We start from the raw sequence: 25,210 nt of genomic DNA on the forward strand, positions 1-25,210 counted from the left end.
CACGCTGACCACATGAACATCTCTTTCCTGGGCAACTGGCGCAAGCGGCATGGCCTCGCTCGCGGGGTCGCGGTGTTCACCGACGGCGACGGCGGCGGTCACGAGGGCCTTGCCGCACTCCTCTCCGAATGCGAACTGCTGCGCGCGCAGGCCCAGGAGGCGGGCGTCGAACTGGACGACTCCGCCGCCTCGTTGGAGGCCCTAGACCAGTTGCTGCCGCGCTGGCGCGGCGACGAGGAGGCCGAGTCCTGGCTCGGCAACGACGCCGGGCTCTATCTCGGCACGGTCGCCGTCCGCACGGTCCCCGGCGCCCGCTGGGAGATCTGGGCCAACGGCCAACCCGTGGTACGGCTGGCCTCCGGCCGCGAGATCGACGTGGTCGAGGCCGGCCACGACTGGGCCGTCAGCGGCGTACCGGAACTTTCACAGATGTACGCCGAGATCGCCGAGGGCTGACTGCCGGTATCTCTCGAGGCACTGGGGGAGTGCGACCATCGCCCGTGCCCGCGCCGAGGCCTTCCTCTCCAAGATCCTCAAGCACTGACCGACGCGACCGCCGCCGAAGCGGCGCCGGGCCTCGACTACGATGAGCGGTTCACCCACTTGGGGGGTGAGCGAGGCCGTGGGCGCCACCCCGGCCGAACAGGTAACGCTGCTGCCAGGCGCGCAGTAGCCAAGGGGCCAGGCCCGCCCGGCGGCAGCCGGAGATCACTGCTCGCGCAGCGGTATCGACACGTACGACGGGTCGTTCGGCGGCGAGGAGAAGGTCAGCTGCGCGCCGGACGGGTTGTGCTCGATGTAGAGCGGGTCGACCGTGTCGACGACCAGGGCGAGACGGTGGCCCGCCGGAACGTCGTAGGCCGTGGAGAACAACTCCAGGTCCACGCCGAACGGTTGGCCGGGCGTCTTGCCGTGGAAGGTGTACGGCGCGTTGCTGACCAGCTTGCCGAGGCCGAGCGGGCCCACGTCGTAGAGGTACGCGACGAGGGTGCCGCTCTCCTTGGTGGCGGTGACCGTGGTGTGCAGCGCGGCGGTGCCCCGCACGGCCTGCGTCGTCCGGTACTTCTCCGACTGCCACACGGCCGCGTAGCGGCGCGGGAGAAGCGGAATCGAGGCCACGGGCGGGAGTTGGGCCACCTGGTCCAGGACGCCGGACAGGAAGATGATCCCGCCGTTCGCCCCCGAGTCGACGTTCGTGTGGATCGTGGTACCGCTCGTGAGAGCGATCTTCTTCCGGGTCGCCGTGACCGACTTCCAGTCCGGATAGCCCTCGAAGCCGCCCCCGGTACGGGACTTCAGCCGCACGGGCTGCTCACGGTCGATCCCGTTGGCCACGCCCTTCAGATAGTGGTCGAACCAGCGCCGGGTGTCCGTCCACACGTCGTTGGGCAGCCCGAACAGCCCCGTCAACTCGGTGGTGGCATGGTCACCGGGCCGCAGCTCCAGCCGCTTCGGGCCGCTGAGCTTCTCGTAGAAGTCGGCGTACTGGTTGGGCGGGAAGATGGAGTCGCCCCAGCCGTTGGCGAGCATGACAGCCGTGCCGTTGGCGTTGATCCGGTCCACATGACTCGCGGGGGAGCGCTTCTTCCCCCAGGCGATCAGCTCCGGTTCCTTCTCCAGGTTGGACGCGTAGAAGTCCTGGAAGATCTGCTGGAGTTCGGGGCTCTGCCGCCCGGTGATCCGCCCGGCCCCGTCCAGCAGGCCGGTCGCCTGGATGTGCTGGGTGCGCCCCGAGTAGATCGAGTCGATCAGATCGGCCCAGCCGCTCAGCGCGGCGACCGCCTTGACCCGCTTGTCGTGCGCCGCGGTGAGCAGACTGATCCCCGCGCCGTACGACAGCCCCGCCATGCCCACATGTCCCGCGTCGGCCGGGGTGTTGGCGAGCGCCCAGTCGATCACCTTGGACGCGTCGGCTATGTCCGGTGGCCCGGCTACTTCTATATGTCCGCCGGACTCCCAGAATCCGCGGACGTTGTAACTCACCACCACATAACCGGCGTCCGCCAGCTTCTGCGCCCGCGCCAGGTACTCGACCTGCGGCAGACCCCAGCTCGTGGGCAGCACGAGCAGCGGGTACGCACGGGAGGCGTCGGCCGGCGCGACCACGTTCGCCTTGAGGACGGTGCCGCCATGGCCCTCGATGTCCACGAACCGCGTGGTCGGCGCGTCGGCGGAGGCCGCCTGCGCGGCAGGGGCGAGGCCCAGCGCCGTACCGGCGACCAGGGTGGCCGACACGGCCCCCACGGTGGTCGTACGCAGCGCCCTCGCCGTACGCGACGTCTTGCTGTGCGGGTGTCTCACGGGTCACTCCTCACTCGTGTCAGTGCAAAGTGACCCGACGGTAACCGCGCCCCCTTATCAGAGGTAACTCCCCGGTAAGTTACGTGACGGTAACGGTTGCCCGGGTGGCGAGCGCCTGCCGGGGGGCGTGTGGCTAGGGAGCCCGATGTGTCGCTCTCGCCGGGGCCGTTTCCGGGAGTGGGGTCTGGGCGGCGCGGGTGACGTCGGCGACGACCTCCACGACGTCGGGGCCGTACGCCTGGGAGTTGATGACCTTCAGGAGCAGCACGAAGTTTCCGGTGCCGTACTTGCGGCGGAGCCGTTCGTGGTTGCGGGCGAGGTAGCGGGTCGCGGCCTGGTTGGTGATCGCGCGCTGGCCGCAGAAGAGGAAGACGGGCCGCGACTGGTCCGGCTGGCCGGTGGTGAGCCGGGCCAGGAACACATGCTCGGTGACGCCGGGCTCCAGCCGGTAGTGCTCGCCGCCGATCCGGAAGGAGCCCCGGTCGGGGCCGGGTTCGGGATCGACGTTGAACTGTATGCCGGGCAGCATGGCCCCGATGTGGGCGGCCATACGGCGATTCGAACCGGGCCCCCCGACGCAGAACTCGGTGCGTTCGCCGAAGCCCTGCCGGGCGGCGTCCTGGGTGATGATCTGCGCGTGCGCGCCGCAGTCCTTGATCAGGGCGGAGAGTTCCAGCAGGGCGAACACGTCGAAGCGGTGCACCGCCATGTCCGCGCTCGACGGATCGCGGTTGACCACCAGCAGCGTCTCGGAGTTGGCGGGCAGCCCGAAGAACTCCTGCTTGCGGCGGAGCTTCCGCCTCCACAGATACGTCCGGACGAACCAGCCCAGCGAGGCGCTGATGCCGGCCGCGATCACGCCGAGGACGATATTGCGCACGTCGTCATTCATGGCCGCGCATGGTAGCGGGCGCCGCCGACCGCCGTCCGAATCCGTGTCCGATTGTGCTGTCCGGGCCCCGGCCGTGGTCGATGTCCGTAGCGGGTGTCGGTGTCCGATGCCCGTACCCGGCGCCCGTATTCGGTGTCCGGGCCCGCCGACCGACACACCCCCCTCCGCGGTACCGATGGCACTGACGGGACCATGGCAACCGCGTTACTCTGCGCAGACGGTCCTTGACTGGAGGTACTGATGCGTCTGCGTCGCCCTGTCGCGCGGAAACTGGCGGTTCTGGCGGCGGTGTCCGCCGTGGTGTCGATGGGGGCGGCGGCGCCACCGACCTCCACCGTGACGGACACCGCCGCGACCGGCACCGTCGAGAAGGCGCCGGTCGCCGTCGGCTACGGCGGCGCCGTGTCGAGTGTCGACCCGGACGCCTCGGCCGCCGGTATCGAGGTGCTGAGGAAGGGCGGCAACGCGGTGGACGCCGCCGTCGCCACGGCCGCCGCGCTCGGTGTCACCGAGCCGTACTCGGCGGGCATCGGCGGAGGCGGCTACTTCGTCTACTACGACGCCAAGTCCCGTACGGTGCACACCGTCGACGGCCGTGAGACGGCACCGCTGAGCGCCGACGAGAAGCTCTTCCTGGAGAACGGCACGGCGATCCCGTTCGCGGAGGCCGTGACCAGCGGGCTGAGCGTGGGTACGCCCGGCACGCCCGCCACCTGGCAGACGGCACTGCGGAGCTGGGGCAGCAAGCCGCTCGCCAAGCTGCTGAAGCCCGCCGAACGGCTCGCGCGCGAAGGGTTCGTCGTCGACGCCACCTTCCGCTCCCAGACCGCCTCCAACGAGGCCCGGTTCAGGAACTTCCCGGACACCGCCGAGCTGTATCTGCCGGGTGGGAAGCTGCCGGTGGTCGGCTCGACCCTGAAGAACCCCGATCTGGCCCGCACCTACGCGGAGTTGGGCCGCAAGGGCACCGACGCCCTGTACCGGGGCGACATCGCCGAGGACATCGTCGACACGGTCAACAAGCCGCCGGTGGACCCGAGTTCGGGATACAACGCCCGGCCCGGCGACCTGACGGCCCGCGACCTCGCCACGTACCGGACCAAGCGCCAGGCGCCCACGAAGATGTCGTACCGCGGTCTCGACGTCTACGGGATGGCCCCGTCGTCCTCCGGCGGTACGACGGTCGGCGAGGCGCTCAACATCCTTGAGCGGACGGACCTGTCGAAGGCGAGCGACGTCCAGTATCTGCACCGCTACATCGAGGCCGGCCGGATCGCGTTCGCCGACCGCGGTCGCTGGGTCGGCGACCCCGCCTTCGAGGACGTACCGACCAAGGGGCTGCTGTCGCAGAAGTTCACCGACTCGCGCGAGTGCCTGATCAAGGACGACGCGGTGCTCACCAGCCCCGTCGCGCCGGGCGACCCGCGCGACCCGGCGGCCTGCTCCACGGGCGGTACGGCCGCCCCGACGACGTACGAGGGTGACAGCACGACCCACCTCACGGTCGCCGACAAGTGGGGCAACGTCGTCTCCTACACCCTCACCATCGAGCAGACCGGCGGCAGCGCCATCACCGTGCCGGGCCGCGGCTTCCTGCTCAACAACGAGCTGACGGACTTCTCCTTCACCCCGGCCAACCCGGCCGTCCACGACCCGAACCTGCCGGGCCCGGGCAAGCGACCGCGCTCGTCCATGTCGCCGACGATCGTCCTCGACCAGCACGGCAAGCCGGTGGTGGCCCTCGGTTCACCGGGCGGGGCGACCATCATCACGACCGTGCTGCAGACCCTGACCGGATTCCTCGACCGGGGCATGCCGCTCGTCGACGCGATCGCCGCCCCGCGCGCCAGCCAGCGCAACCAGACGACCACCGAGCTCGAACCGGGCCTGTGGACCAGCCCGCTGAAGACCGAACTCGAAGCCATCGGCCACGGCTTCCGCCAGAACCCCGAGATCGGCGCCGCCACCGCCGTCCAGCGCCTGTCCAACGGCAAGTGGCTGGCCGCGGCGGAGACGGTACGACGCGGGGGCGGCTCGGCGATGGTCGTGCACCCCACGAAGTAGGGCACCCGGAGGAGCCGTAAATCGACAGAGTCCCGCGCCCCTGAAAGGGGCGCGGGACTCTGCGCGAGCAACCACGACCCCACGGCGCACCCGAACGGCCCGGCCGCACTACCGCTCAGTCAGAACCCGGGGCCCGCCTTCGGTGATGGCCACCGTGTGCTCCGCATGCGCCGCCCGGGACCCGTCGTCCGTGCGCAACGTCCACCCGTCCGGCGCCGCGTGGAACCCGTCCGTGCCACCCCCGATCAGCATGGGCTCGATGGCCAGCACCATCCCGTGCCGCAGAGGCATCCCCCGCCCCGGCCGCCCTTCGTTCGGTACCGGCGGGTCCTCGTGCATATGGCGCCCCACACCGTGCCCGCCGAAGCCGTCGGGGATGCCGTACCCGGCGGCGCGGCAGACGGAGCCGATGGCGTGGGCGATGTCGCCGATGCGGTTGCCGACGACGGCGGCGTCGATGCCGGCGGCGAGCGCGCGCTCGGCGGTCTCGACGAGCCGCAGGTCGGCCGCACGGGGCTCACCCACGACGAAGCTGATGGCGGAGTCCCCGGCCCAGCCGCCCAGTTCCGCGCCGCAGTCGATGGAGACGAGGTCGCCGTCACGCAGCCGGTACGAGGTCGGGATGCCGTGCACGATCGCGTCGTTGACCGAGGCGCAGATGACCGCGGGGAAGGGCGTGGGAGCGAAAGAGGGCCGGTAGCCCAGGAAGGGCGAGGACGCGCCCGCCCCACGCAGTACCTCGCGTGCCACCTCGTCCAGTTCCAGGAGCGATACGCCCACGTCGGCGGCCTTGCGCACCGCGGTGAGCGCTTGTCCCACGACCTGTCCGGCTTCATACATCGCGTCGATGGACGCGTTCGTCTTGAGTTCCACCATGCCAATTACTATACCGCTCGGAACCCAATTAATATACCGGTCGCCTGGTCGGGGCCGGGATTAGAATGGGGCCATGGTGCGCACCCCCCTGACCCCCGAAGAGCGCGAACGCGGCGAGCGGCTGGGCCGGTTGCTGCGCGAGGCCCGCGGCGGTCGCAGCATGGCGGAGATCGCCGCCGGCGCCGGTATCTCCGCGGAGACGCTCCGCAAGATCGAGACCGGCCGCGCCCCCACCCCGGCCTTCTTCACGATCGCCGCCCTGGCCCGCACGCTGGGCCTGTCCATGGACGAACTCGCCGGACGGTGCACACCGGTCGAGACGGTCCCCGCGGAGGTGCCGACCGCGGCTGTCGCTTAGGGGTCCTTGCGCGATGAGCGCGCGACCCGGGCGGGCATGGCGCAAAGACCCCTTGGGCCGGATTTCGCTCACTTCACCGGCGGCGCGGTCGTACTTCGCCCACGACGCGACACCCTTCGTCGGCCCCGCGACGGCACCTCACCCACACCTCGCCCACACCTCACGCACAGCCGCCGCTCGGCCGCGCACAGCACACTGCGTCCACTCCGAAAACTTCACGTAGCCGCGCTGTAACACAACTGGTGTTTTCTAGCGGGCCGGAGAACTCCAGTCGGCCAGGGAGCATGCGATGACTGTGGACCAACTCCCGGGGCAGGTGCGGGAGTTCGCGGGGTACCTGAACAGGCTGATGACAAAGCTGGACCAGGGCGGCGGCTGGTGCGTCGTGTTCTGGCAGCGCGACCCCGACGGCATGCGGGCCTGCCTCGACGGCTCGGAGGTGCCGCCCTGGGACGTCGTCGAAGCCCTCATGCACGACCTCGCCGCCGCGTACGGCCCGGCGGCTGCGGCCCAGGAGACCGAGCGGGCCCGCGCCCTGCACAGCGCCTCGGTCACCGCGTACGACTCCCGGCCCGGCGGACGCGACGCCCTCGGCGACCGGCTCGACGTCATGATCCGCGAACAGCGCTACGCCGCCGAGCGCACCGCCGAGCTGACCCGGCGGCTCCGGGCCGCCACCACCCAGGAGGAGGCCGACTCCCTCCGCCTCGACCTGGCCTGGGCCCACGACGACCACGAACGCGCCACCGCCCGCTGCGCCGAGTTGCGCACCCGCATGGAGAACCACGACCGACGCGCCCCGCACACCACCGCGCAGGGCGCGTCGGGCTTTTCCGGGCAGGCCGCCGGCGACGTCTTCCGGGTGCCGGACCACAACGGGCGGTCGCCGCAGGGGGCGGGCGGCGAGAGCCGTACGCACGGCGGCGGCGCGGACCAAGGCCGTACCCACGACAACACCTCGCACGACGCTCGGGCGGCGGCAGCCTTCCCCGACCTCGACACACCGCCGCAAGCCGCCGGCCCCACGCCCACCCCCGCTCCCACGGCCGCCCCCGACCCCGAGTCCCGGAACCCCAGCCCGGAAGCCCCCGCCCCGGAAGCCCCCGCCAGGCAGCGCTCCAAGCGCCGCCTCCGTGGCGGCGCCCGGTTCGCCGGTGTCGCGGACGCGGAGGAGGCTCCTCCGGCCGTCGTCCCCGAGACCGCGCCCGCACCCGTCGCCGCGCCCAAAGGACGGGCGCCCCGAGGCGCCCGTTACGCCGGTGTCGCGGCGCAGGCCGAGCCGGCGGCGTCGAAGAAGCAGGAGCAGGGCGCCCGGCAGCCGGTGGACGACGAGGCGCGGCGGGAGGTCGCCGGGACCGTCGAGCGGCTGCAGCGGCTGCGCCGGGAGGGGCGCAGTGGGGAGGCGCACGCGCTGCTCGTCGAGGTGGCGTACTGGCCCGCCGCCCGTTTCCCGCTGCTCGCGGCCGATCTGCACCGGGCGGGGCTGGGCGCCGACTGGGCGACCCTCCTGTGGGAGGCGGGCTCATTGCCGATGGACCGGCTGGTCACCGTCGTGGACGCCCTGAACGCGGTGGGCCGTACCGCGGACGGGGAGCAGATGCTGCGGCAGGGGGTCGCACGGCCCACCGAGGAGATCGGCGAGGCGGTGGTCGCGCTCGTCGCCGAGGGGCGTGAGCGACAGGCGCGCGCGCTGCTCGACGCGTATGTGGGTGTCCGTACGCCGGAGGAGGCGGCGCGCGTCGCGGAAGTCCACCCCCAGCGGCTCACGCCCCTGGTCCTGAAGGCGGCCCGAGGTGTCTCGGAGGACCGCCACCGGGACGTGACGCACGCGCTGCGCGTGGCGGGGCTCGCCTGAGGGACGACTCCGGTCCCGCCGTTGGTTCACCACCCGAAACACCGGGGTAGTCACCCACTGGGGTGCGAAACATGATCGACTCGGCTGGTTAACGGCGATGGTCTTGCCCAGCCCGTCGACGGGGCTTACTTTCAAGCCTCTACGGCCTGCGTCTACGGGCGTAGAGGCTCTCTGACGTCCCCGTCGAAGGAGCAGCTGACATGGCCAACGTCGTCCGCGCCGCCCTCGTCCAGGCCACCTGGACCGGCGACACCGAGTCCATGGTCGCCAAGCACATCGAGCACGCCCGCGAGGCCGCCCGGCAGGGCGCGAAGGTGATCGGGTTCCAGGAGGTCTTCAACTCGCCGTACTTCTGCCAGGTCCAGGAACCCGAGCACTACCGCTGGGCGGAACCCGTGCCGGACGGGCCGACCGTCACCCGGATGCGGGAGCTCGCCCGCGAGACCGGCATGGTGATCGTCGTACCGGTCTTCGAGGTCGAGCAGTCCGGCTTCTACTACAACACCGCGGCCGTGATCGACGCCGACGGCACCTACCTGGGCAAGTACCGCAAGCACCACATCCCCCAGGTGAAGGGGTTCTGGGAGAAGTACTACTTCAAACCGGGGAACCTGGGCTGGCCGGTCTTCGACACGGCCGTCGGCAAGGTCGGCGTCTACATCTGCTACGACCGCCACTTCCCGGAGGGCTGGCGTCAGCTCGGCCTGAACGGCGCCCAGCTCGTCTACAATCCGTCGGCCACCCACCGGGGACTCTCCTCCCACCTCTGGCGCCTGGAACAGCCCGCCGCGGCCGTCGCCAACGAGTACTTCGTCGCCGCGATCAACCGGGTCGGCGTGGAGGAGTACGGGGACAACGACTTCTACGGCACCTCGTACTTCGTCGACCCGCGCGGCCAGTTCGTCGGGGAGACGGCGAGCGACAAGGACGAGGAACTGGTCGTACGGGATCTCGACTTCGACCTGATCGAGGACGTACGACAGCAGTGGGCGTTCTACCGTGATCGTCGACCCGACGCCTACGAAGGACTGGTACAGCCGTGACCAACGAACTGCTCGGACGGCACAAGGCCGTCATGCCCGACTGGCTCGCGCTCTACTACGCGAACCCGTTGGAGATCACCCACGGCGAGGGCCGCCATGTCTGGGACGCCGAGGGCAACAAGTACCTCGACTTCTTCGGCGGCATCCTCACCACCATGACCGCGCACGCGCTGCCCGAGGTCACCAAGGCGGTGAGCGAGCAGGCCGGACGGATCATCCACTCCTCCACGCTCTACCTCAACCGGCCGATGGTCGAACTCGCCGAGCGCGTCGCCCAGTTGTCCGGCATCCCGGACGCCCGCGTCTTCTTCACCACCTCCGGCACCGAGGCCAACGACACCGCGCTACTGCTGGCGACGACGTACCGGCAGAGCAACCAGATCCTGGCGATGCGCAACAGCTACCACGGCCGCTCGTTCAGCGCGGTCGGCATCACCGGGAACAAGGGCTGGTCGCCGACCTCGCTGTCCCCGCTCCAGACGCTGTACGTGCACGGCGGCGTCCGCACCCGCGGCCCGTACGCCGACCTCAGCGACGCCGACTTCATCAAGGCCTGCGTCGCCGACCTGGAGGACCTGCTCGGCCATGTCCGCCCGCCGGCCGCGCTGATCGCCGAGCCCATCCAGGGCGTCGGCGGCTTCACCTCACCGCCGGACGGCCTGTACGCCGCCTTCCGCGAGGTGCTGCGGCGGCACGGCGTGCTGTGGATCACCGACGAGGTGCAGACCGGCTGGGGCCGCACCGGCGACCACTTCTGGGGCTGGCAGGCGCACGGGCAGAGCGGGCCGCCGGACATCCTCACCTTCGCCAAGGGCATCGGCAACGGCATGTCCATCGGCGGTGTCGTCGCCCGCCCCGAGATCATGAACTGCCTCGACAGCAACTCGATCTCGACCTTCGGCGGCACCCAGATCACCATGGCCGCCGGCCTCGCCAACCTGAACTACCTGGTCGAGCACGACCTCCAGGGCAACGCCCGGCGCGTCGGCGGACTGCTCATCGAGCGGCTGAGGGCGATCACGGCACACTTCCCCGAGGTGAAGGAAGTGCGCGGCCGGGGCCTCATGATCGGCATCGAGCTGGTCAAGCCGGGCACCGACGAGGCCGACCCGGACGCCGCGTCCGCGGTCCTCGAAGCCGCCCGCCGGGAAGGCCTGCTGCTCGGCAAGGGCGGTGGCCACAACACCAGCGCCTTGCGCATCGCGCCCCCGCTCTCCCTGACCGTCGCCGAGGCCGAGGAGGGTGCCGACGCCCTCGAACGGGCTCTGAGGAGCATTCAGTAACACCAGAAGAACAGATCTGAGGAACACCATGACCACCGCCTTGGAACCCGCCCTGTCGGTACGCCAGGTCCTCGGCCTGGACCGGGTGCTCGCCGGAGAGCCCGAGGTGGTGGCCGGTGCCGGGCAGCTCGACCGGCCCGTGCGCTGGGTGCATGTCGCCGAGGCGCCCGACGTGGGCGTCATGCTCAGCGGCGGCGAGATGGTCCTCACCACCGGGGTCCTCCTCGCCGGCGACGAGGAGGCCCAGGCCGAGTACATCCGGTCCCTGCACCGGGCGGAGGCCTCGGCGGTCGTTCTCGGCCTCGGCCGGGCCTTCCCGACGCCGCCCGACGTGATGCGCCGGGCGGCGGAGCGGTGCGGGCTGCCCCTGGTGGTCCTGCACCGGCCGTTCCCGTTCGCCGAGCTGACCGAAGAGGTCCAGTCCCGGCTCGTACGGCGGAAGTTCGCGGCCGTCAGCCTGTCGGAGTCCGTACGGACCGCCCTGACCGGACTGATCACGGCCGGCGCCCCGCTGCAACGGCTGCTCGACGAGATCGCCAAGCACGCGGGCTGTCCGCTCGTCGTCACCAACCTCGCGCACCGTGTTCTCGCCACGGCGGGCCAGCGGTCCGCCGTCGACGACGTGCTGCGCGACTGGGAGCGCATCTCCCGGCAGGCGGGCGGCAACGAGGGCGGCGGCTGGGTACGGGCCGAACTGGGCGGGCGCGGGGAGCGCTGGGGCCAGATCGTGCTGTGCGGGTATCGCGGCGACACCGCCACCGGGCGACTGCTCGCCGACCGGGCCGCCGAAGCGCTCGTCCTGCACCGGATGCTCGGCGGCTCGGCGCACTCCTGGGAGGAGGAGTCGGCGCAGAGCCTGCTGACGGACCTGGTCTCCGGGGTCGTACCGGCACGGCAGCTGCTGCCGATGGCGCGGGCGGCCGGGCTCCCGGTCAACCGCCGTACGTTCGTGCCGCTCGTCGTACGGGACGGCGATCCTGCCCAACTCGACCGTGTACTAAGGCGGTTGGGCCTGTCCGGGCTCGTCGCGGAACTGGCGGAGGGCGCCACCGCCGTACTGCTCAGCCTCGCCCGGGACCAGGACGCGACCGCGCTGACCACGCACTTCGCGACCCGGCTGCGGTCGGAGTCGGGGACGCGGCAGACGGTCGTGGCCGCCGCCGAACCGAGGGCCGTGTGGGAGGACGTGCCCGCCGGGCTGCGCGAGGCCCAGCATGTGGCCGACGCCGTGGCCCAGTCGCCGACCGGCCTCGACCTGCCCGTGGTCGTACGCCTCCGGGACGTCCATCTGCGCGGCCTGATCCGGCTGCTGCGTGACGACCCGCATGTGCAGGCCTTCGCCGAGCGGGAGCTGGACGGGCTGCTGTGCGGCGACCGGCACGCCGAGCAGGATCTGCTGCCGGTGCTGCGGACCTATCTCGCGACCGGCCGCAACAAGTCGCACACCGCCCAGCTGCATCACGTCAGCCGGCCGGCGCTGTACCGCCGACTCGAAGCCATAGAGACCCGGCTCGGCGTCGACCTCGATGACTTCGAGCAGGCCGCGTCCGTCCACATCGCCCTCCTCGCACACGACGCGCAACAGGGCTGAAACATGCCGGGACCTGGGAAAACGGCGGTGAAACATGCGCCCACGAAGGGGTGACACGGTGGAACGCTCCACGCCCGCAGACGTGACACCGTGCCACTCAAACCGGTCATCCGGACTTTCTACTGTCTCCGTACACCGAGTGACCGGAGGTCCCGATGAGCAGAGTCATCCGCGCAGCCATCTTCCAGACCGCCTGGACCGGCGACAAGGAATCGATGATCAAGGTCCACGAGCAGGCGGCCCGCGACGCGGCGGCACAGGGCGCCCGGGTCATGTGCTTCCAGGAGCTGTTCTACGGGCCCTACTTCTGCCAGGTCCAGGACAAGGCCTTCTACGAGTACGCGGAAGCCATCCCGGACGGACCGATCGTCAAGCGCTTCCAGGCGCTCGCCCGGGAACTGGGCCTCGTCCTCGTGCTGCCGATGTACGAGGAGGAGCAGCCGGGCGTCCTCTACAACACCGCCGCCGTGATCGACGCGGACGGCACGTACCTCGGCAAGTACCGCAAGCACCACATCCCGCAGGTGCCGGGCTTCTGGGAGAAGTTCTACTTCCGCCCCGGCAACGCGGGTTGGCCGGTGTTCGACACCGCCGTCGGCAGGATCGGCGTCTACATCTGCTACGACCGGCACTTCCCGGAGGGCTGGCGCGCCCTGGGTCTCGGCGGCGCCGAGATCGTGTTCAACCCCTCGGCCACCTCCCGCGGCCTCTCCCGCTACCTGTGGCAGCTGGAGCAGCCGGCGGCGGCCGTCGCCAACGAGTACTTCATCGGCGCGATCAACCGGGTCGGCGTCGAGGACCTCGGCGACAACGACTTCTACGGCACCTCCTACTTCGTGGACCCGGAGGCCCAGTTCGTCGGCGAGGTGGCGAGCGACAAGGAGACGGAGTTGGTCGTCCGCGACCTGGATCTGGCCAAGCTCCGCGAGGTCCGCGACCGCTGGCAGTTCTTCAGGGACCGCCGCCCGGACGCGTATGCCCCGCTGACGGCGCCGTAGCGAAGCCTGCCCGCGCCCCCAGTCTTTTGGGGGCGCGGGGCTGTGACGACCAGCCACAGAGGACCGGCACTGTCCCGACAACCGAACGGAGCGTGACCGTATGAGCGGCCGTACCCTGATTCGCGGCGGTCTCGTCATCACCGCGTCAGACGAATTGCACGCCGACGTCCTGATCGAGGACGGCCGTATCGCCGCCCTCGCCGCCGCAGGCACCCCCGCCGCCGAAGCCTGGACGGCGGACCGCACGATCGACGCCACCGGCAAGTACGTCATCCCGGGTGGCGTCGACGCGCACACCCACATGGAGCTGCCGTTCGGCGGCACCTTCGCGTCGGACACCTTCGAGACCGGTACCCGGGCCGCCGCCTGGGGCGGTACGACCACGATCGTCGACTTCGCGGTGCAGAGCGTGGGCCACAGTCTGCGCGAGGGGCTGGACGCCTGGCACGCGAAGGCGGAGGGCAACTGCGCGATCGACTACGCCTTCCACATGATCGTGTCCGACGTGAACCAGGACACGCTCAAAGAAATGGACCTTTTGGTCGAAGAGGGTGTTACGTCGTTCAAGCAATTTATGGCGTATCCAGGGGTTTTCTACTCCGATGACGGCCAGATCCTGCGCGCCATGCAGCGCTCCGCCGAGAACGGCGGACTGATCATGATGCACGCGGAGAACGGCATCGCGATCGACGTGCTGGTGGAGCAGGCGCTGGCGCGCGGCGAGACCGACCCCCGGTACCACGGTGAAGTGCGCAAGGCCCTGCTGGAGGCCGAGGCCACCCATCGGGCCATCAAACTCGCCCAGGTGGCCGGCGCGCCCCTGTATGTCGTGCACGTCTCGGCGATGGAGGCAGTCGCCGAGCTGGCCAAGGCGCGCGACGAGGGGCTCAACGTCTTCGGCGAGACCTGCCCGCAGTATCTGTTCCTGTCGACGGACAACCTCGCGGAGCCGGACTTCGAGGGCGCCAAGTATGTGTGCAGCACCCCGCTCAGGCCCAAGGAGCACCAGGCCAAGCTGTGGCGGGGCCTCAGGACCAACGACCTGCAGGTCGTCTCCACCGACCACTGCCCCTTCTGCTTCGTCGGCCAGAAGGAGCTCGGTCGCGGCGACTTCTCCAAGATCCCCAACGGGCTGCCGGGCGTCGAGAACCGTATGGACCTGCTCCACCAGGCGGTCCTCGACGGGCACATCTCGCGGCGCCGCTGGATCGAGATCGCCTGCGCCACCCCGGCCCGGATGTTCGGCATGTACCCGAAGAAGGGCACGATCGCGCCGGGCGCGGACGCCGACATCGTCATCTACGACCCGCACGCCGAGCAGGTCATGTCCGCTTCAGAGCACCACATGAACGTCGACTACTCGGCGTACGAGGGCAAGCGCACCACCGGCCGGGTCGAGACCGTTCTCTCGCGCGGCGAACTCGTCATCACCGAGCGGGAGTACACCGGCCACGCCGGGCACGGCATCTACACGCCCCGCTCCACCTGTCAGTACCTCAACTAGGAAGGGGGCCATGGACGCCATGGATTTCGGACTCGTCCTGCAGACCGACCCACCGGCCTCGCGGGTCGTCGAGCTGATGAAACGCGCCGAGAACAACGGCTTCACCCACGGCTGGACCTTCGACTCCGCCGTGCTGTGGCAGGAGCCGTTCGTGATCTACAGCCAGATCCTCGCCAACACCACGAAGCTGACGGTCGGCCCCATGGTCACCAACCCGGGCACCCGCACCTGGGAGGTCACCGCCTCCACCTTCGCCACGCTCAACGACATGTTCGGCAACCGCACGGTCTGCGGCATCGGGCGCGGCGACTCCGCGATGCGCGTCGCCGGCCGCACCCCGAACACCCTGGCCCGGATCAGCCAGGCGATGAAGGTCATCCGCGCGCTGGGCTCGGGCCAGGAGGCCGACCTCGGCGGCACGGTGATCAGGTTCCCCTGGATCAAGGAGGACGCCGAACTCCCGGTCTGGATGGCCGCGTACGGCCCCAAGGCGCTGAAGATGACGGGGGAGGAGGCCGACGGCTTCATCCTTCAGCTGGCTGATCTCTATTTGACCGAGTACATGGTCAAGGCGGTCAAGGACGCGGCCGTGGCCGCCGGACGCGACCCGTCCGAGGTGAAGATCTGCGTGGCGGCGCCCGCGTACATCACCGAGGACGACTCGCCGGAGGCGCTGGCCCACGCGCGCGAGCAGTGCCGCTGGTTCGGCGGGATGGTCGGCAACCACGTGGCCGACCTGGTGTCGAAGTACGGGGAGCACTCCGCCGCCGTACCGGAGGAGCTGACGGACTACATCAAGGCCCGCGAGGGGTACGACTACTCCCCCACGGGCGTGCCGACAACCCCGACCCGCGTTCGTGCCGGACGAGATCGTCGACCGGTTCTGCGTCATCGCACCCCCGAGAAGCACATCGAGAAGCTGAACGCGCTGCGTGAGCTGGGCGTCGACCAGTTCGCCGTGTACGACATGCACGACGCGCAGGAACGGGTGATCGACGTGTACGGCACGACGGTCATCCCGGCCGTCAACGCCTGACCCGGGTTCCTTTCCCAGGTCAGCGACTGCAACAATCCGGAACGGCCCGCTCCACTCCGACCCCCCACACCTTGACTCCCTCCTCGGCCGTCCCCGGGGAGGGGCCCAAGGCCTCCGCACGGCCTTTCGTTCCCGTCCCACCTCCCTGATTGGCCTGCCCATGACCGAAACAGTCCCCACGGGGTCGCCGATAGCCCAGTCCGCCGACTCGTCGGGCCGGATCGAGCTGGCCCCCGAGGCCTTCCCCGCCGACAGCCCCTTCGCCAACGAGGATCTGCGTCCCGTACCCGTCTCCGAGCGCAAGTGGACGACGTACAACTTCGCGGCGCTGTGGATCTCCATGGCGCACTGCATCCCCAGCTGGACCCTGGCCTCCGGCCTGGTCGCCCTCGGCATGGACTGGAAGCAGGCCGTCTTCACCATCGCCCTGGCCAACGTCATCGTGCTGCTGCCGATGCTGGCCACCGGGCACGCCGGACCCAAGTACGGCATCCCGTTCCCGGTGCTCGCCCGCGCCTCCTTCGGGCTGCGCGGCGCCAACATCCCGGCACTGATCCGCGCCGCCGTGGCCTGCGGCTGGTTCGGTATCCAGACGTGGATCGGCGGCAGCGGCATCTTCGCCCTCGGTTCCAAGCTCACCGGCGGTGAATGGGAGAACGCGGGGAAGATCGCGGGCAACCCGTGGCCGCTGTGGCTGTGCTTCATCCTCTTCTGGGCGCTGCAGATCGCGATCATCTACCGCGGCATGGACTTCCTGCGCCACTTCGAGAACTGGGCCGCGCCCTTCGTGATCGTCGGCGCCCTCGTGCTGCTGATCTGGATCGCGGTCAAGGCCGACGGCTTCGGCGCGCTGCTCGACCAGCCCTCGAAGCTCGGCTGGGGCCCCGACTTCTGGCCGGTCTTCTTCCCGTCCCTCATGGGCATGATCGGCTTCTGGGCGACCCTCTCCCTGAACATCCCCGACTTCACCCGCTTCGGCGCCAGCCAGAAGGCACAGACCTGGGGCCAGTCCCTCGGTCTGCCGACGACCATGACCCTCTTCGCGATCCTGGCCGTCCTGGTCACCTCCGGCTCCGAGGTCGTCTACGGCGAGGCCATCTGGGACCCGGTCACGCTGGCCGCCAAGGCCGACAACGTCTTCGGTCTGCTCTTCGCCCTGATCACCGTGCTGGTCGCCACGATCTCCGTCAACATCGCGGCGAACGTGGTCTCACCCGCGTACGACCTGGCGAACCTCGCCCCGAAGTTCATCAACTTCCGTACGGGCGCGCTGATCACCGGTGTCGTGGGCATCCTGATCTTCCCGTGGAAGCTGATCTCGACGCCCGAGTTCTACATCTTCACCTGGCTCGGCGTGGTCGGCGGACTGCTCGGCACGGTCGCGGGCATCCTCATCGCCGACTACTGGATCATCCGCCGTACGGTCCTGCACCTGACGGACCTGTACACGCCCGGCGGGCGCTACTGGTACTCGTCCGGCTGGAACTGGCGGGCGATCGTGGCCTTCGTGGTCGGTGGCGTCCTCGCGGTCGGCGGCTCGTACTCGACCGTGTCCGCGGACGGCGTCTCGTCCGGCCCGTTCCCGGCCGACGGACTCATCCCGTTCCTCAAGCCGCTCGCCGACTACGGCTGGGCGGTGGGCCTGGCCGCGTCGATGCTGCTGTACGTGGTGCTGATGGTGTCGGCGAAGGAGGAGTCGACGGAGCGGGACCGGGTGACCCTCTCCAAGGTGTGAAGGAGCGAGTGACCGCCGGACGGTGACCGTGGCGGCGGTGGCCGCGCCGGAGAGACGTACCCCTGTGGTCCCCTCGTGGTCCCTTACTGGGAGTCCTCCAGCGTGGCCGCCGCCTCCTTCGCGGCCTTGATGGCGCCCTTGTTGATCTCGTCCGTACTGGGCGCCTTCTTCGACTCGAAGTCACTGCCGTTGTACGTGATGACGACCAGGGCGTTGGACACGCGCGCGTACACGACTCCCTCGCGTGTCTGCTGCTTGTCCTCCGTGGTGAGGTTCACCACGGAGTAGGCCTCGTCGCCGACACCGGGAACGGCACCGCCACCGCTCTTCTCGGAAATGCGCTCCTTGTACGTGCTTGCGGCCTTCTCGTCCGTTTCGTGAATCTCGTAAGAGATGTCGAGCCAGCGGTAGTCGTAGCCCTTGAGGGCGTTCCAGGAGCAGGTGCGGCGCACGGACTCATTCGTGGACGCGATCTCCTTGCCAGCCGTCTTGGCGCCCGGAACAAGGGATTTGATGGTCTTCGCCGTGATGCCGCCACAGGGCGAGGGTGCCTTCGCGTACGTCTTGGACGCGGCCGACGTCGAAGGCGCGGACGCGTTGGTGGAGACGGGCCCGGACGCCGTGTCCTGCGCGGAGTCCGCCTTGGCCGGGCTCTCGGCGAACGGACCGGACGACATCGTCCATCCCGCGGCGGCGAGTACGGCGACCGGCAGCAGACGCGCGGTGAGGGCGAGCGGCAGAGGAAGATCACGCACAGCGCACTTCTCGGGGTCGAGGCGGCGGTACCGCCGGGCGGTGGGTACGTCAGTGTCACACGACTACCTGTGGGGCGAAAGTGCGACCTCGCTCCGTGTGCGGGTGGTGACTCCGGTTCGCGGATCGCCTCCATGGGTGTCGATCACCTGTTGGAGTGAAGGGCTGGGGGAATCGCGGCCGTTGTTGTGACGGATCGCGGTACGCCGGGGACCGTGGTCATGCTGCAGGCGCGACGTAAGACGGAGAAGCGATGAGTACTCGACCGCGCACCTATGCCGTGGCTGACCCTGAAACAGCACTGAAGTACGCGATCCAGCACATCGAAGGCGATCGGGTGCAGATCGTCGAGGGGGCCATCCAGCAAGTCGTGCCGTCTTGGGATCACGAGGGTGTCGCGGATCAGATCCGTCGGCAGCTCATTCCAGCGTTGGACAGGTTGGGCTGTAGTGCCGGTTCGGGGAATCTGGACCTGCCGGGAACGAGTAACTGGTATATGCCGGACCTGGCAGTAGTGCCGAGGGAACTCACCAAGGGGACGGGAGCTCTGGTGCCCGGCCAAACACTGTTGATCGTCGAGGTCACCTCGGAGTCCAACGGCGACACGGACCGGATCGTCGAGCGGAAGCGCTACGCGGAATACGGCGCCCCGCTCTGCCTGCTCGTCGACCGTCAGGAGCGGTCCTGCACTCTCTGTGCCGCCCCAGGCCGACTCGGATACACCAAGGTGGAGGGCCCCCTGCCCTTCGGAACCTCCGTCCCGCTTCCCGAACCGTTCGGGCTGGAACTCGACACCTCGGAGTTCTGACCCTGCGGACCGTTAACCGGTTGCACCGCTCTCCGCGTGATCAGCACCCTTGACGTATGACCCGGTTATCATCTGCCACCGACGCCGAACTCCCTTCCGTGCGCGAGGAGATCCTCGCCTACTACGAGCAGGGGAAGGAGGACGCCCGCCTCAGAGAGGGCGCCGGACGGCTGGAGTTCTGGCGCACCCAGGAGATCCTCCGGCGGTTCCTTCCCGACGCTCCCGCGCGTGTGCTCGACGTCGGCGGAGGTACGGGGATCCACGCGGAGTGGCTGGCGCGGGACGGGTACGCCGTCGAAGTCGTCGATCCCGTACCGATGCACGTCGAGCGGGCCGGGCGGCTGCCCGGGGTCACCGCCCGGCAGGGGGACGCCCGCGAACTGCCCGCCGAGGACGCCGCGTACGACGTCGTGCTCCTCCTCAGGCCGCTCTACCATCTGCCCGAACGCGCGGACCGGATACGGGCCTTGGGGGAGGCGTATCGGGCCGTGCGCCCGGGCGGGCTCGTGATCGGGGCCACCATCAACCGGTTCGCGGGGCTCAACGACACTCTCCGGCAGGGGAACTACTTCATCCCGGAGCGCCGGGCCCGGACCAACGCCGTCTCGGCCCACGGCAGGCACACGCACTCACCGGACGACCCGAACTTCACCACCGCCTACTTCGCCGACCCGGCCGAGGTTCCGGGCGAGTTCACCGGGGCGGGGCTCGTCTGCGAGGGGCAGTACGGCCTTGAGGGCGTCGCCTGGCTGATGGGCGGGGTCGAGGAGTGGCTGGACGACCCGGAGCGTCGGGAGGCCGTGCTGACGGCGACGCGGCGGATCGAGTCGGAGCCGTCGCTGCTGGGGCGAGCGGGCATGTGCTGACGGTGGGGCGGCGGTCCTGAGAGGGCGGACGCCGGTCGGCCGCTGTCGGCGGCCCCTTCCCGCCGCTGCTTTCCGAGGGCCCTCCCGTCCGCTGCGTACGATCATCGAACGCCCGTCGCGCAGTGAGGAGTCCGCCCGTGTTCACCACTCGACCGACGCTCCAGGGCACCTTCGGCATGGTGTCCTCCACACACTGGCTGGCCTCCCAGTCGGCGATGGCCGTGCTGGAGGACGGCGGCAACGCGTACGACGCGGCCGTGGCCGCCGGTTTCGTCCTGCATGTCGTCGAACCGCATCTCAACGGGCCCGCCGGAGAGGTCCCCATCGTCCTCGCGACGGCGGACGGGGAGGTCCGGGTCGTGTGCGGGCAGGGTGTGGCGCCCGCCGGGGCGACGATCGAGCACTACAGGGGACTCGGTCTGGATCTCGTACCCGGTACGGGACCCTTGGCGGCGGCCGTGCCGGGCGCGTTCGACGCCTGGATGCTGCTGCTTCGGGACTACGGCACCAAGGACCTGGCCGACGTCCTGAAGTACGCCATCGGATACGCGGAGGACGGGCACCCACCCGTGGAGAACGTCGCGGCGACGGTCGAGTCGGTGCGTGCCCTCTTCGAGGAGGAGTGGATTTCGTCGGCGGAGGTGTATCTGCCGGGCGGCAAGGCGCCCCGCCCCGGGGAGCTGTTCCGCAATCCGGCGCTGGCCGCGACCTGGCGGCGGCTGCTCACCGAGATCGCGGGGGCGGGGGACCGGGAGGCCCGGATCGAGGCGGCGCGGGAGGTGTGGCGCTCCGGCTTCATCGCCGAGGCCCTTGTACGGCAGGCCGCGCGGCCCACCATGGACACCAGCGGCGAGCGCCACGGCGGCACGCTCACGGCGGCCGACCTGGCCGGCTGGTCCGCCTCCTACGAGCCCCCGGCGACCTACGACTGGCACGGCTGGACCGTGTGCAAGGCCGGCCCCTGGAGCCAGGGACCGGCCTTCCTCCAGCAACTCGCCCTGCTGCCGCCCGAACTGCCCCAGTACGGGTCCGCCGAGTACGTGCACCTCCTCGTCGAGGGCTGCAAGCTCGCCATGGCCGACCGGGAGGCCTGGTACGGGGACGCGGCGCCCGTACCGCTGGCCGAGCTGCTGTCGGACGAGTACAACGCCGGGCGGCGGGCGCTGGTCGGTGACACGGCGTCGTACGAGCTGCGGCCCGGCGGTCCCGGCGGGCGTGTCCCCCGGATGAGTGCGCACGCGCGCGTGGTGGCCTCCGGAGAGCCCGGGTTCAATCCGCTGGGGGCCGGTGAGCCCACGGTCGCGTCCCACGGGGGCACCCGGGGCGACACCTGCCACCTCGACGTCGTCGACCGCTGGGGCAACATGGTCGCGGCCACGCCCAGCGGCGGCTGGCTGCAGTCCAACCCGGTCGTGCCCGAGCTGGGCTTTCCGCTCGGCACCCGGTTGCAGATGGCCTGGCTGGACGAGGGGCTGCCGAACTCCCTCACCCCCGGGCGCCGGCCGCGCACCACGCTCACCCCGTCGCTCGCGCTGCGCGACGGAGTGCCCGTCATGGCGTTCGGTACGCCCGGCGGCGACCAGCAGGACCAGTGGCAGCCGCACTTCTTCCTGGCCGTCGCCCTGCGCCCACCGGTCCGCGGCGGCCTCGACCTCCAGGGCGCGATCGACGCCCCGAACTGGCACAACGACGGCTTCCCCAGCTCCTTCTATCCGCGCGGCATGCGCCCCGGCAGCCTCACCGTGGAGTCCCGCATGCCGTCCGAGGTCGTCGAGGAACTGCGCCGACGCGGCCATGACGTCACCGTCGGCCCGGCCTGGTCCGAGGGCCGCCTGTGCGCGGTGGCCCGGGACCCCGAGACCGGCGTGCTGTCGGCGGCGGCGAACCCTCGGGGGACGCAGGGGTACGCGGTGGGGCGCTGAGCCGAGGGCGCGGCGTCTCCCGACGCCCGGTCACCCTCGTTGTTCACGGTGATTCCACACGGAGTGCACCGGTGGGGTGGGGATTGTCAGTGGCGCGTGCTCTCATGGGGGCATGATCGAGGACAACGAAACCATCGACGAGTTTCTCGCCCGGCACGCCTGCGACGTGGAGGAAGCGATCCGCAAGGCCGCCGCCGCGGAGATCATGCCGCGCTTCCGGCAGCTCGCCGCGCACGAGGTCGACCAGAAGAACGGCCCGCACGACCTGGTGACCGACGCCGACCGCAAGGCCGAGCTCCATCTGACCGAGGCGCTCGCCGAGCTGCTGCCCGGCTCGGTCGTGGTCGGCGAGGAGGCGGTGCACGCCAACCCGGCGTCGTACGACGCGATCCGGGGCGAGGCACCGGTCTGGATCGTCGACCCGGTGGACGGCACCCGCCCGTTCGTGCGCGGCGAACCGGGCTTCTGCACCCTCGTCGCCCTCGCCCAGAGCGGTGTCCTGCGGGCCTCCTGGACGTACGCGCCCGCCCTCGACCGGCTCGCCGTGGCCATCCGGGGCCAGGGCGCCACGCTGGACGGCGAACCCCTGCGGGCCGGCTCGCCGGAGCCCGGCCGTGACCTCGAAGTGGCCACCTCCCACCCGGACTACACCACGGAGGAGCAGAAGGAGGCGCTGCTCGGCCTCTGGACGGAGGGCGTCGCCCCGCGCGCGTGCGGTTCGGCGGGGCTGGAGTATCTCGCCGTCGCCCGGGGCCGGTTGGACGCCACGGCGTTCTCGTGGGAGGCCGCCTGGGACCACGCGGCCGGCCTGCTCCTGGTCGAGGAGGCGGGCGGCGCCCATCTGACCCGCACGGGCGAGCCCTTCCGGATAACCGGCGGCAATGCGCTGCCGTTCACGGCGGCCCGGGACACGGCGACGGCGCGTCGTGTGGTCGGGCTGCTGTCGGACGGAGCCTGACAGCGGCGCCGGGAACAGCACCACCGGCGCATCGGGACGTCGGGAAGCCGCACCGGACTGTCTCGTCGGGAGCGGTGAAGCGGAACCACCGCGTCGGTCCGCAGAACTCCCGAGCCCGACGGCGGTCCCGCCCGGCCCGGTCGCGGTCCGGCCACCCGACCCCGGCCACTGTCAGTGGCCGGGCATATCCTGATCCCGAATGTCCAGCGGCTGACGAAGGGGTCCGGACGTGCCGTCGATGCTCGACGCGGTGGTGGTGGGGGCGGGGCCGAACGGGCTGACGGCCGCCGTGGAGCTGGCCCGTCGCGGCTTCTCCGTGGCGGTGTTCGAGGCGAAGGACACGGTGGGCGGCGGCGCCCGCACGGCGGAGCTGACCCTGCCCGGCTTCCGCCACGACCCGTGCTCGGCCGCCCACCCGCTGGGCGTCAACTCGCCCGCGTTCAAGGCGATGCCGCTGGCCCGCTACGGCCTGGAGTGGCTGCACGCCGAGCTGCCCATGGCACACCCGTTCCTGGACGGCACGGCCGCCGTGCTGGCGCGCTCGGTGGGGGAGACGGCCGCCTCGTTCGGGCCGCGTGACGCGGGCGCGTACCGCAGGCTGGTCGAGCCGTTCCTGCCCAGGTGGGACACCCTGGTCCAGGACTTCATGTCGCTGCCGCTGTCCGCGCTGCCCCGCGACCCGGTCACCCTCGCCCGCTTCGGCCTGGCCGGACTGCCGCCCTCGACGTGGCTGATGCGCCGCTTCAAGGACGAGAAGGCCAAGGCGCTGTTCTCCGGGCTGGTCGCGCATGTCATCGCCCCGCTCGGCGGCCTCGCGACAGGCGCCGTCGGCCTGGTCTTCGCGCTGGCCGCCCACGCCGCCGGCTGGCCGGTGGCGCGCGGCGGCTCCCAGGCCATCTCCGACGCGCTCACCGCGTATCTCAAGGACCTCGGCGGCACCGTCCACACCGACTACGAGGTCAAACGGCTCGACGACCTGCCGCCCGCCCGCGCGTATGTCTTCGACACCTCGCCCACCGCGCTGGCCCGGATCGCGGGCTTCGGGCGCCACTACGAGTCGTACCGGTACGGCGCGAGCGTCTTCAAGATCGACTACGCGCTGGACGGCCCCGTGCCCTGGACGGCCGAGGAGGCGCGCCGCGCCGGTACGGTCCAGGTGGGGGCGAGCAAGGCGGAGATCGGCGCCGCGCTCGACGACGCCGCCCGCCGGGGCCGCGCCCCCGACACGCCGTTCCTGATCACCGCTCAGCCCAGCCTCGTCGACCCGACCCGCGCTCCCGAGGGCAAGCATGTCTTCTGGGCGTACGGCCATGTCCCGAACGGCTGGACGGGGGATCTGACGGACGCCGTCGAGCGGCAACTGGAGCGGTTCGCCCCGGGGTTCCGCGACCGGGTCCTCGCCCGCGCCACCGCCGGCCCGCCGGACCTCGCCGCGCACAACGCGAACTACGTCGGCGGTGACATCGCCTGCGGGGCCGCCTCCGGGCTGCAGTTGCTGCTGCGCCCCAAGCTGTCGCTGTTCCCGTACCACACCCCGCACCCGGCCGTCTTCATCTGTTCCTCGGCCACCCCGCCGGGCCCGGGAGTGCACGGAATGTCGGGGCACAACGCGGCCAAGGCGGTCTGGCGAAGACTGCGACAGGCCGCATGAACGCATGGAAAATGCGGCGGGTGGCGGAAAAATAACCGGTCCAAGTCATGGATACGGCAAGACCTTCACGGTTTTTCCATGTGAATGTTCAAGTGGTGCAGGTAAGTTGCCGTCATGAAAGATCGGAGAGCGGAACTTCGCTCCAGTGGTCGGCCGACGACGAGCCTCGCCGACCTCGTACAACTGCTGCGCGCCCCGGCCGCGTTGAGCGTCCCGGGTGACGTCCTGGCGGGTGCCGCCGCTGCCGGGCGTCCACTGAGCGCGCGGACCCTCGGCGTCATGGGATCGTCCGTCTGCTTCTACTGGGCCGGCATGGCCCTCAACGACTACGCCGACGCCACCGTCGACGCCGTCGAGCGCCCCGAGCGTCCCGTTCCCTCCGGCCGGGTCCCGCGCCGTACCGCGCTCGCCGTCGCCGGTGCCCTGACCGCCGGGGGCCTCGGACTCGCCGCCGCCTCCGGAGGCCGCCGGAGCCTGCTGGGAGCGCTTCCACTGGTCGGGGCCGTCTGGGCATACGACCTGAAGCTCAAGTCCACCCCGGCGGGCCCGGCCGCGATGGCCTCGGCGCGCGCCCTGGACGTCCTCGCCGGTGCCCTGGCCGCCGGACGGGGGAGTGGCAGCCGTACGGGCGGAACCGGCGCGGCCCTGCTGCGGGGTGCCGTGCCCGCCGCGCTGGTCGGCGCCCACACCTACACGCTGACCGCGCTGAGCCGCCA

20 protein-coding genes and 1 pseudogene are annotated in these 25,210 nt (G+C 70.6%); 17 read left to right on the forward strand and 4 right to left on the reverse strand.

Annotated elements, in window-relative coordinates:
• Window positions 1-12 precede the first annotated feature (12 nt).
• The gene (locus STRIP9103_RS00380) at window positions 13-456 is read left to right on the forward strand and encodes a DUF6278 family protein (RefSeq protein WP_009293372.1); all 444 of its coding nucleotides are present in this window, start codon (window positions 13-15) and stop codon (window positions 454-456) included.
• A gap of 252 nt (window positions 457-708) precedes the next feature.
• On the opposite strand, the gene STRIP9103_RS00385 is transcribed toward STRIP9103_RS00380, so the two are convergent.
• Together STRIP9103_RS00385 and STRIP9103_RS00390 are read right to left on the reverse strand one after the other, a co-directional pair.
• Window positions 709-2,301 (reverse strand): alpha/beta fold hydrolase, encoded by a 1,593-nt coding sequence (locus STRIP9103_RS00385; protein WP_009293373.1) that lies wholly within the window; start codon window positions 2,299-2,301, stop codon window positions 709-711.
• A gap of 133 nt (window positions 2,302-2,434) precedes the next feature.
• A complete protein-coding gene (locus tag STRIP9103_RS00390) occupies window positions 2,435-3,193 on the reverse strand; it encodes a hypothetical protein (RefSeq protein WP_048819444.1) in 759 nt (252 codons plus the stop codon).
• Window positions 3,194-3,433: 240 nt separating this feature from the next.
• Between STRIP9103_RS00390 and ggt the strand changes: the two genes are divergently transcribed.
• Entirely contained in the window at window positions 3,434-5,257 is a 1,824-nt protein-coding gene (gene ggt / locus STRIP9103_RS00395) for a gamma-glutamyltransferase (RefSeq protein WP_009293383.1), read from the forward strand.
• A gap of 108 nt (window positions 5,258-5,365) precedes the next feature.
• Here ggt and map read toward each other — a convergent pair whose 3' ends face one another.
• A complete protein-coding gene (map, locus tag STRIP9103_RS00400) occupies window positions 5,366-6,133 on the reverse strand; it encodes a type I methionyl aminopeptidase (protein ID WP_009293381.1) in 768 nt (255 codons plus the stop codon).
• A 73-nt stretch (window positions 6,134-6,206) separates the two neighbouring features.
• Here map and STRIP9103_RS00405 point away from each other — a divergent pair, with 73 nt between their 5' ends.
• From STRIP9103_RS00405 to STRIP9103_RS00445, 9 genes are all read left to right on the forward strand, one after another.
• On the forward strand, window positions 6,207-6,491 hold the full coding sequence (locus tag STRIP9103_RS00405) for a helix-turn-helix domain-containing protein (protein ID WP_009293360.1): 285 nt from the start codon (window positions 6,207-6,209) through the stop codon (window positions 6,489-6,491).
• Window positions 6,492-6,780: 289 nt separating this feature from the next.
• Window positions 6,781-8,346, forward strand: coding sequence for a hypothetical protein (locus STRIP9103_RS00410; protein WP_009293371.1), 1,566 nt, complete (start codon window positions 6,781-6,783; stop codon window positions 8,344-8,346).
• Between the two features lie 200 nt (window positions 8,347-8,546).
• Window positions 8,547-9,389 carry a nitrilase-related carbon-nitrogen hydrolase gene (locus STRIP9103_RS00415; RefSeq protein WP_009293347.1) on the forward strand — a complete coding sequence of 281 codons (843 nt, stop codon included), beginning with the start codon at window positions 8,547-8,549 and terminating at the stop codon, window positions 9,387-9,389.
• A complete protein-coding gene (locus STRIP9103_RS00420; protein WP_009293379.1) occupies window positions 9,386-10,672 on the forward strand; it encodes an aspartate aminotransferase family protein in 1,287 nt (428 codons plus the stop codon). The genes STRIP9103_RS00415 and STRIP9103_RS00420 overlap by 4 nt, the downstream gene beginning before the upstream one ends.
• A 28-nt stretch (window positions 10,673-10,700) precedes the next feature.
• Window positions 10,701-12,263: a PucR family transcriptional regulator gene (locus tag STRIP9103_RS00425; RefSeq protein WP_009293363.1), complete on the forward strand. Its 1,563-nt coding sequence runs from the start codon at window positions 10,701-10,703 to the stop codon at window positions 12,261-12,263.
• 155 nt (window positions 12,264-12,418) lie between these two features.
• Complete coding sequence (locus tag STRIP9103_RS00430; protein ID WP_009293392.1) at window positions 12,419-13,261, forward strand: nitrilase-related carbon-nitrogen hydrolase; 843 nt, start codon at window positions 12,419-12,421, stop codon at window positions 13,259-13,261.
• Between the two features lie 100 nt (window positions 13,262-13,361).
• Complete coding sequence (gene hydA / locus STRIP9103_RS00435; RefSeq protein ID WP_009293367.1) at window positions 13,362-14,765, forward strand: dihydropyrimidinase; 1,404 nt, start codon at window positions 13,362-13,364, stop codon at window positions 14,763-14,765.
• A 10-nt stretch (window positions 14,766-14,775) separates the two neighbouring features.
• On the forward strand, window positions 14,776-15,801 hold the full coding sequence (locus STRIP9103_RS00440) for a TIGR03842 family LLM class F420-dependent oxidoreductase (protein WP_009293404.1): 1,026 nt from the start codon (window positions 14,776-14,778) through the stop codon (window positions 15,799-15,801).
• Between the two features lie 160 nt (window positions 15,802-15,961).
• Window positions 15,962-17,536, forward strand: coding sequence for an NCS1 family nucleobase:cation symporter-1 (locus STRIP9103_RS00445; RefSeq protein WP_009293357.1), 1,575 nt, complete (start codon window positions 15,962-15,964; stop codon window positions 17,534-17,536).
• A gap of 83 nt (window positions 17,537-17,619) precedes the next feature.
• Here the strand turns inward: STRIP9103_RS00445 and STRIP9103_RS00450 are convergent, their stop codons facing one another.
• Complete coding sequence (locus tag STRIP9103_RS00450; RefSeq protein ID WP_009293394.1) at window positions 17,620-18,291, reverse strand: hypothetical protein; 672 nt, start codon at window positions 18,289-18,291, stop codon at window positions 17,620-17,622.
• 251 nt (window positions 18,292-18,542) lie between these two features.
• On the opposite strand from STRIP9103_RS00450, the gene STRIP9103_RS00455 reads away from it, so the two are divergent.
• The 6 genes and pseudogenes from STRIP9103_RS00455 to STRIP9103_RS00480 form a co-directional block, all read left to right on the forward strand.
• Window positions 18,543-19,097 (forward strand): Uma2 family endonuclease, encoded by a 555-nt coding sequence (locus STRIP9103_RS00455; protein ID WP_009293369.1) that lies wholly within the window; start codon window positions 18,543-18,545, stop codon window positions 19,095-19,097.
• Between the two features lie 56 nt (window positions 19,098-19,153).
• Window positions 19,154-19,983: pseudogene (locus STRIP9103_RS00460) on the forward strand (class I SAM-dependent methyltransferase).
• A gap of 117 nt (window positions 19,984-20,100) precedes the next feature.
• Window positions 20,101-21,885 (forward strand): gamma-glutamyltransferase family protein, encoded by a 1,785-nt coding sequence (locus tag STRIP9103_RS00465; protein ID WP_009293349.1) that lies wholly within the window; start codon window positions 20,101-20,103, stop codon window positions 21,883-21,885.
• A gap of 112 nt (window positions 21,886-21,997) precedes the next feature.
• Window positions 21,998-22,843 carry an inositol monophosphatase family protein gene (locus STRIP9103_RS00470; protein WP_009293391.1) on the forward strand — a complete coding sequence of 282 codons (846 nt, stop codon included), beginning with the start codon at window positions 21,998-22,000 and terminating at the stop codon, window positions 22,841-22,843.
• Between the two features lie 238 nt (window positions 22,844-23,081).
• Entirely contained in the window at window positions 23,082-24,494 is a 1,413-nt protein-coding gene (locus STRIP9103_RS00475; protein WP_048819446.1) for a phytoene desaturase family protein, read from the forward strand.
• A gap of 114 nt (window positions 24,495-24,608) precedes the next feature.
• Window positions 24,609-25,210, forward strand: a 602-nt coding sequence (locus STRIP9103_RS00480; protein ID WP_009293389.1) for a UbiA family prenyltransferase, incomplete at its 3' end; no start/stop codon positions are given.

The organism is Streptomyces ipomoeae 91-03 (assembly GCF_000317595.1).
GTDB lineage: Bacteria > Actinomycetota > Actinomycetes > Streptomycetales > Streptomycetaceae > Streptomyces > Streptomyces ipomoeae.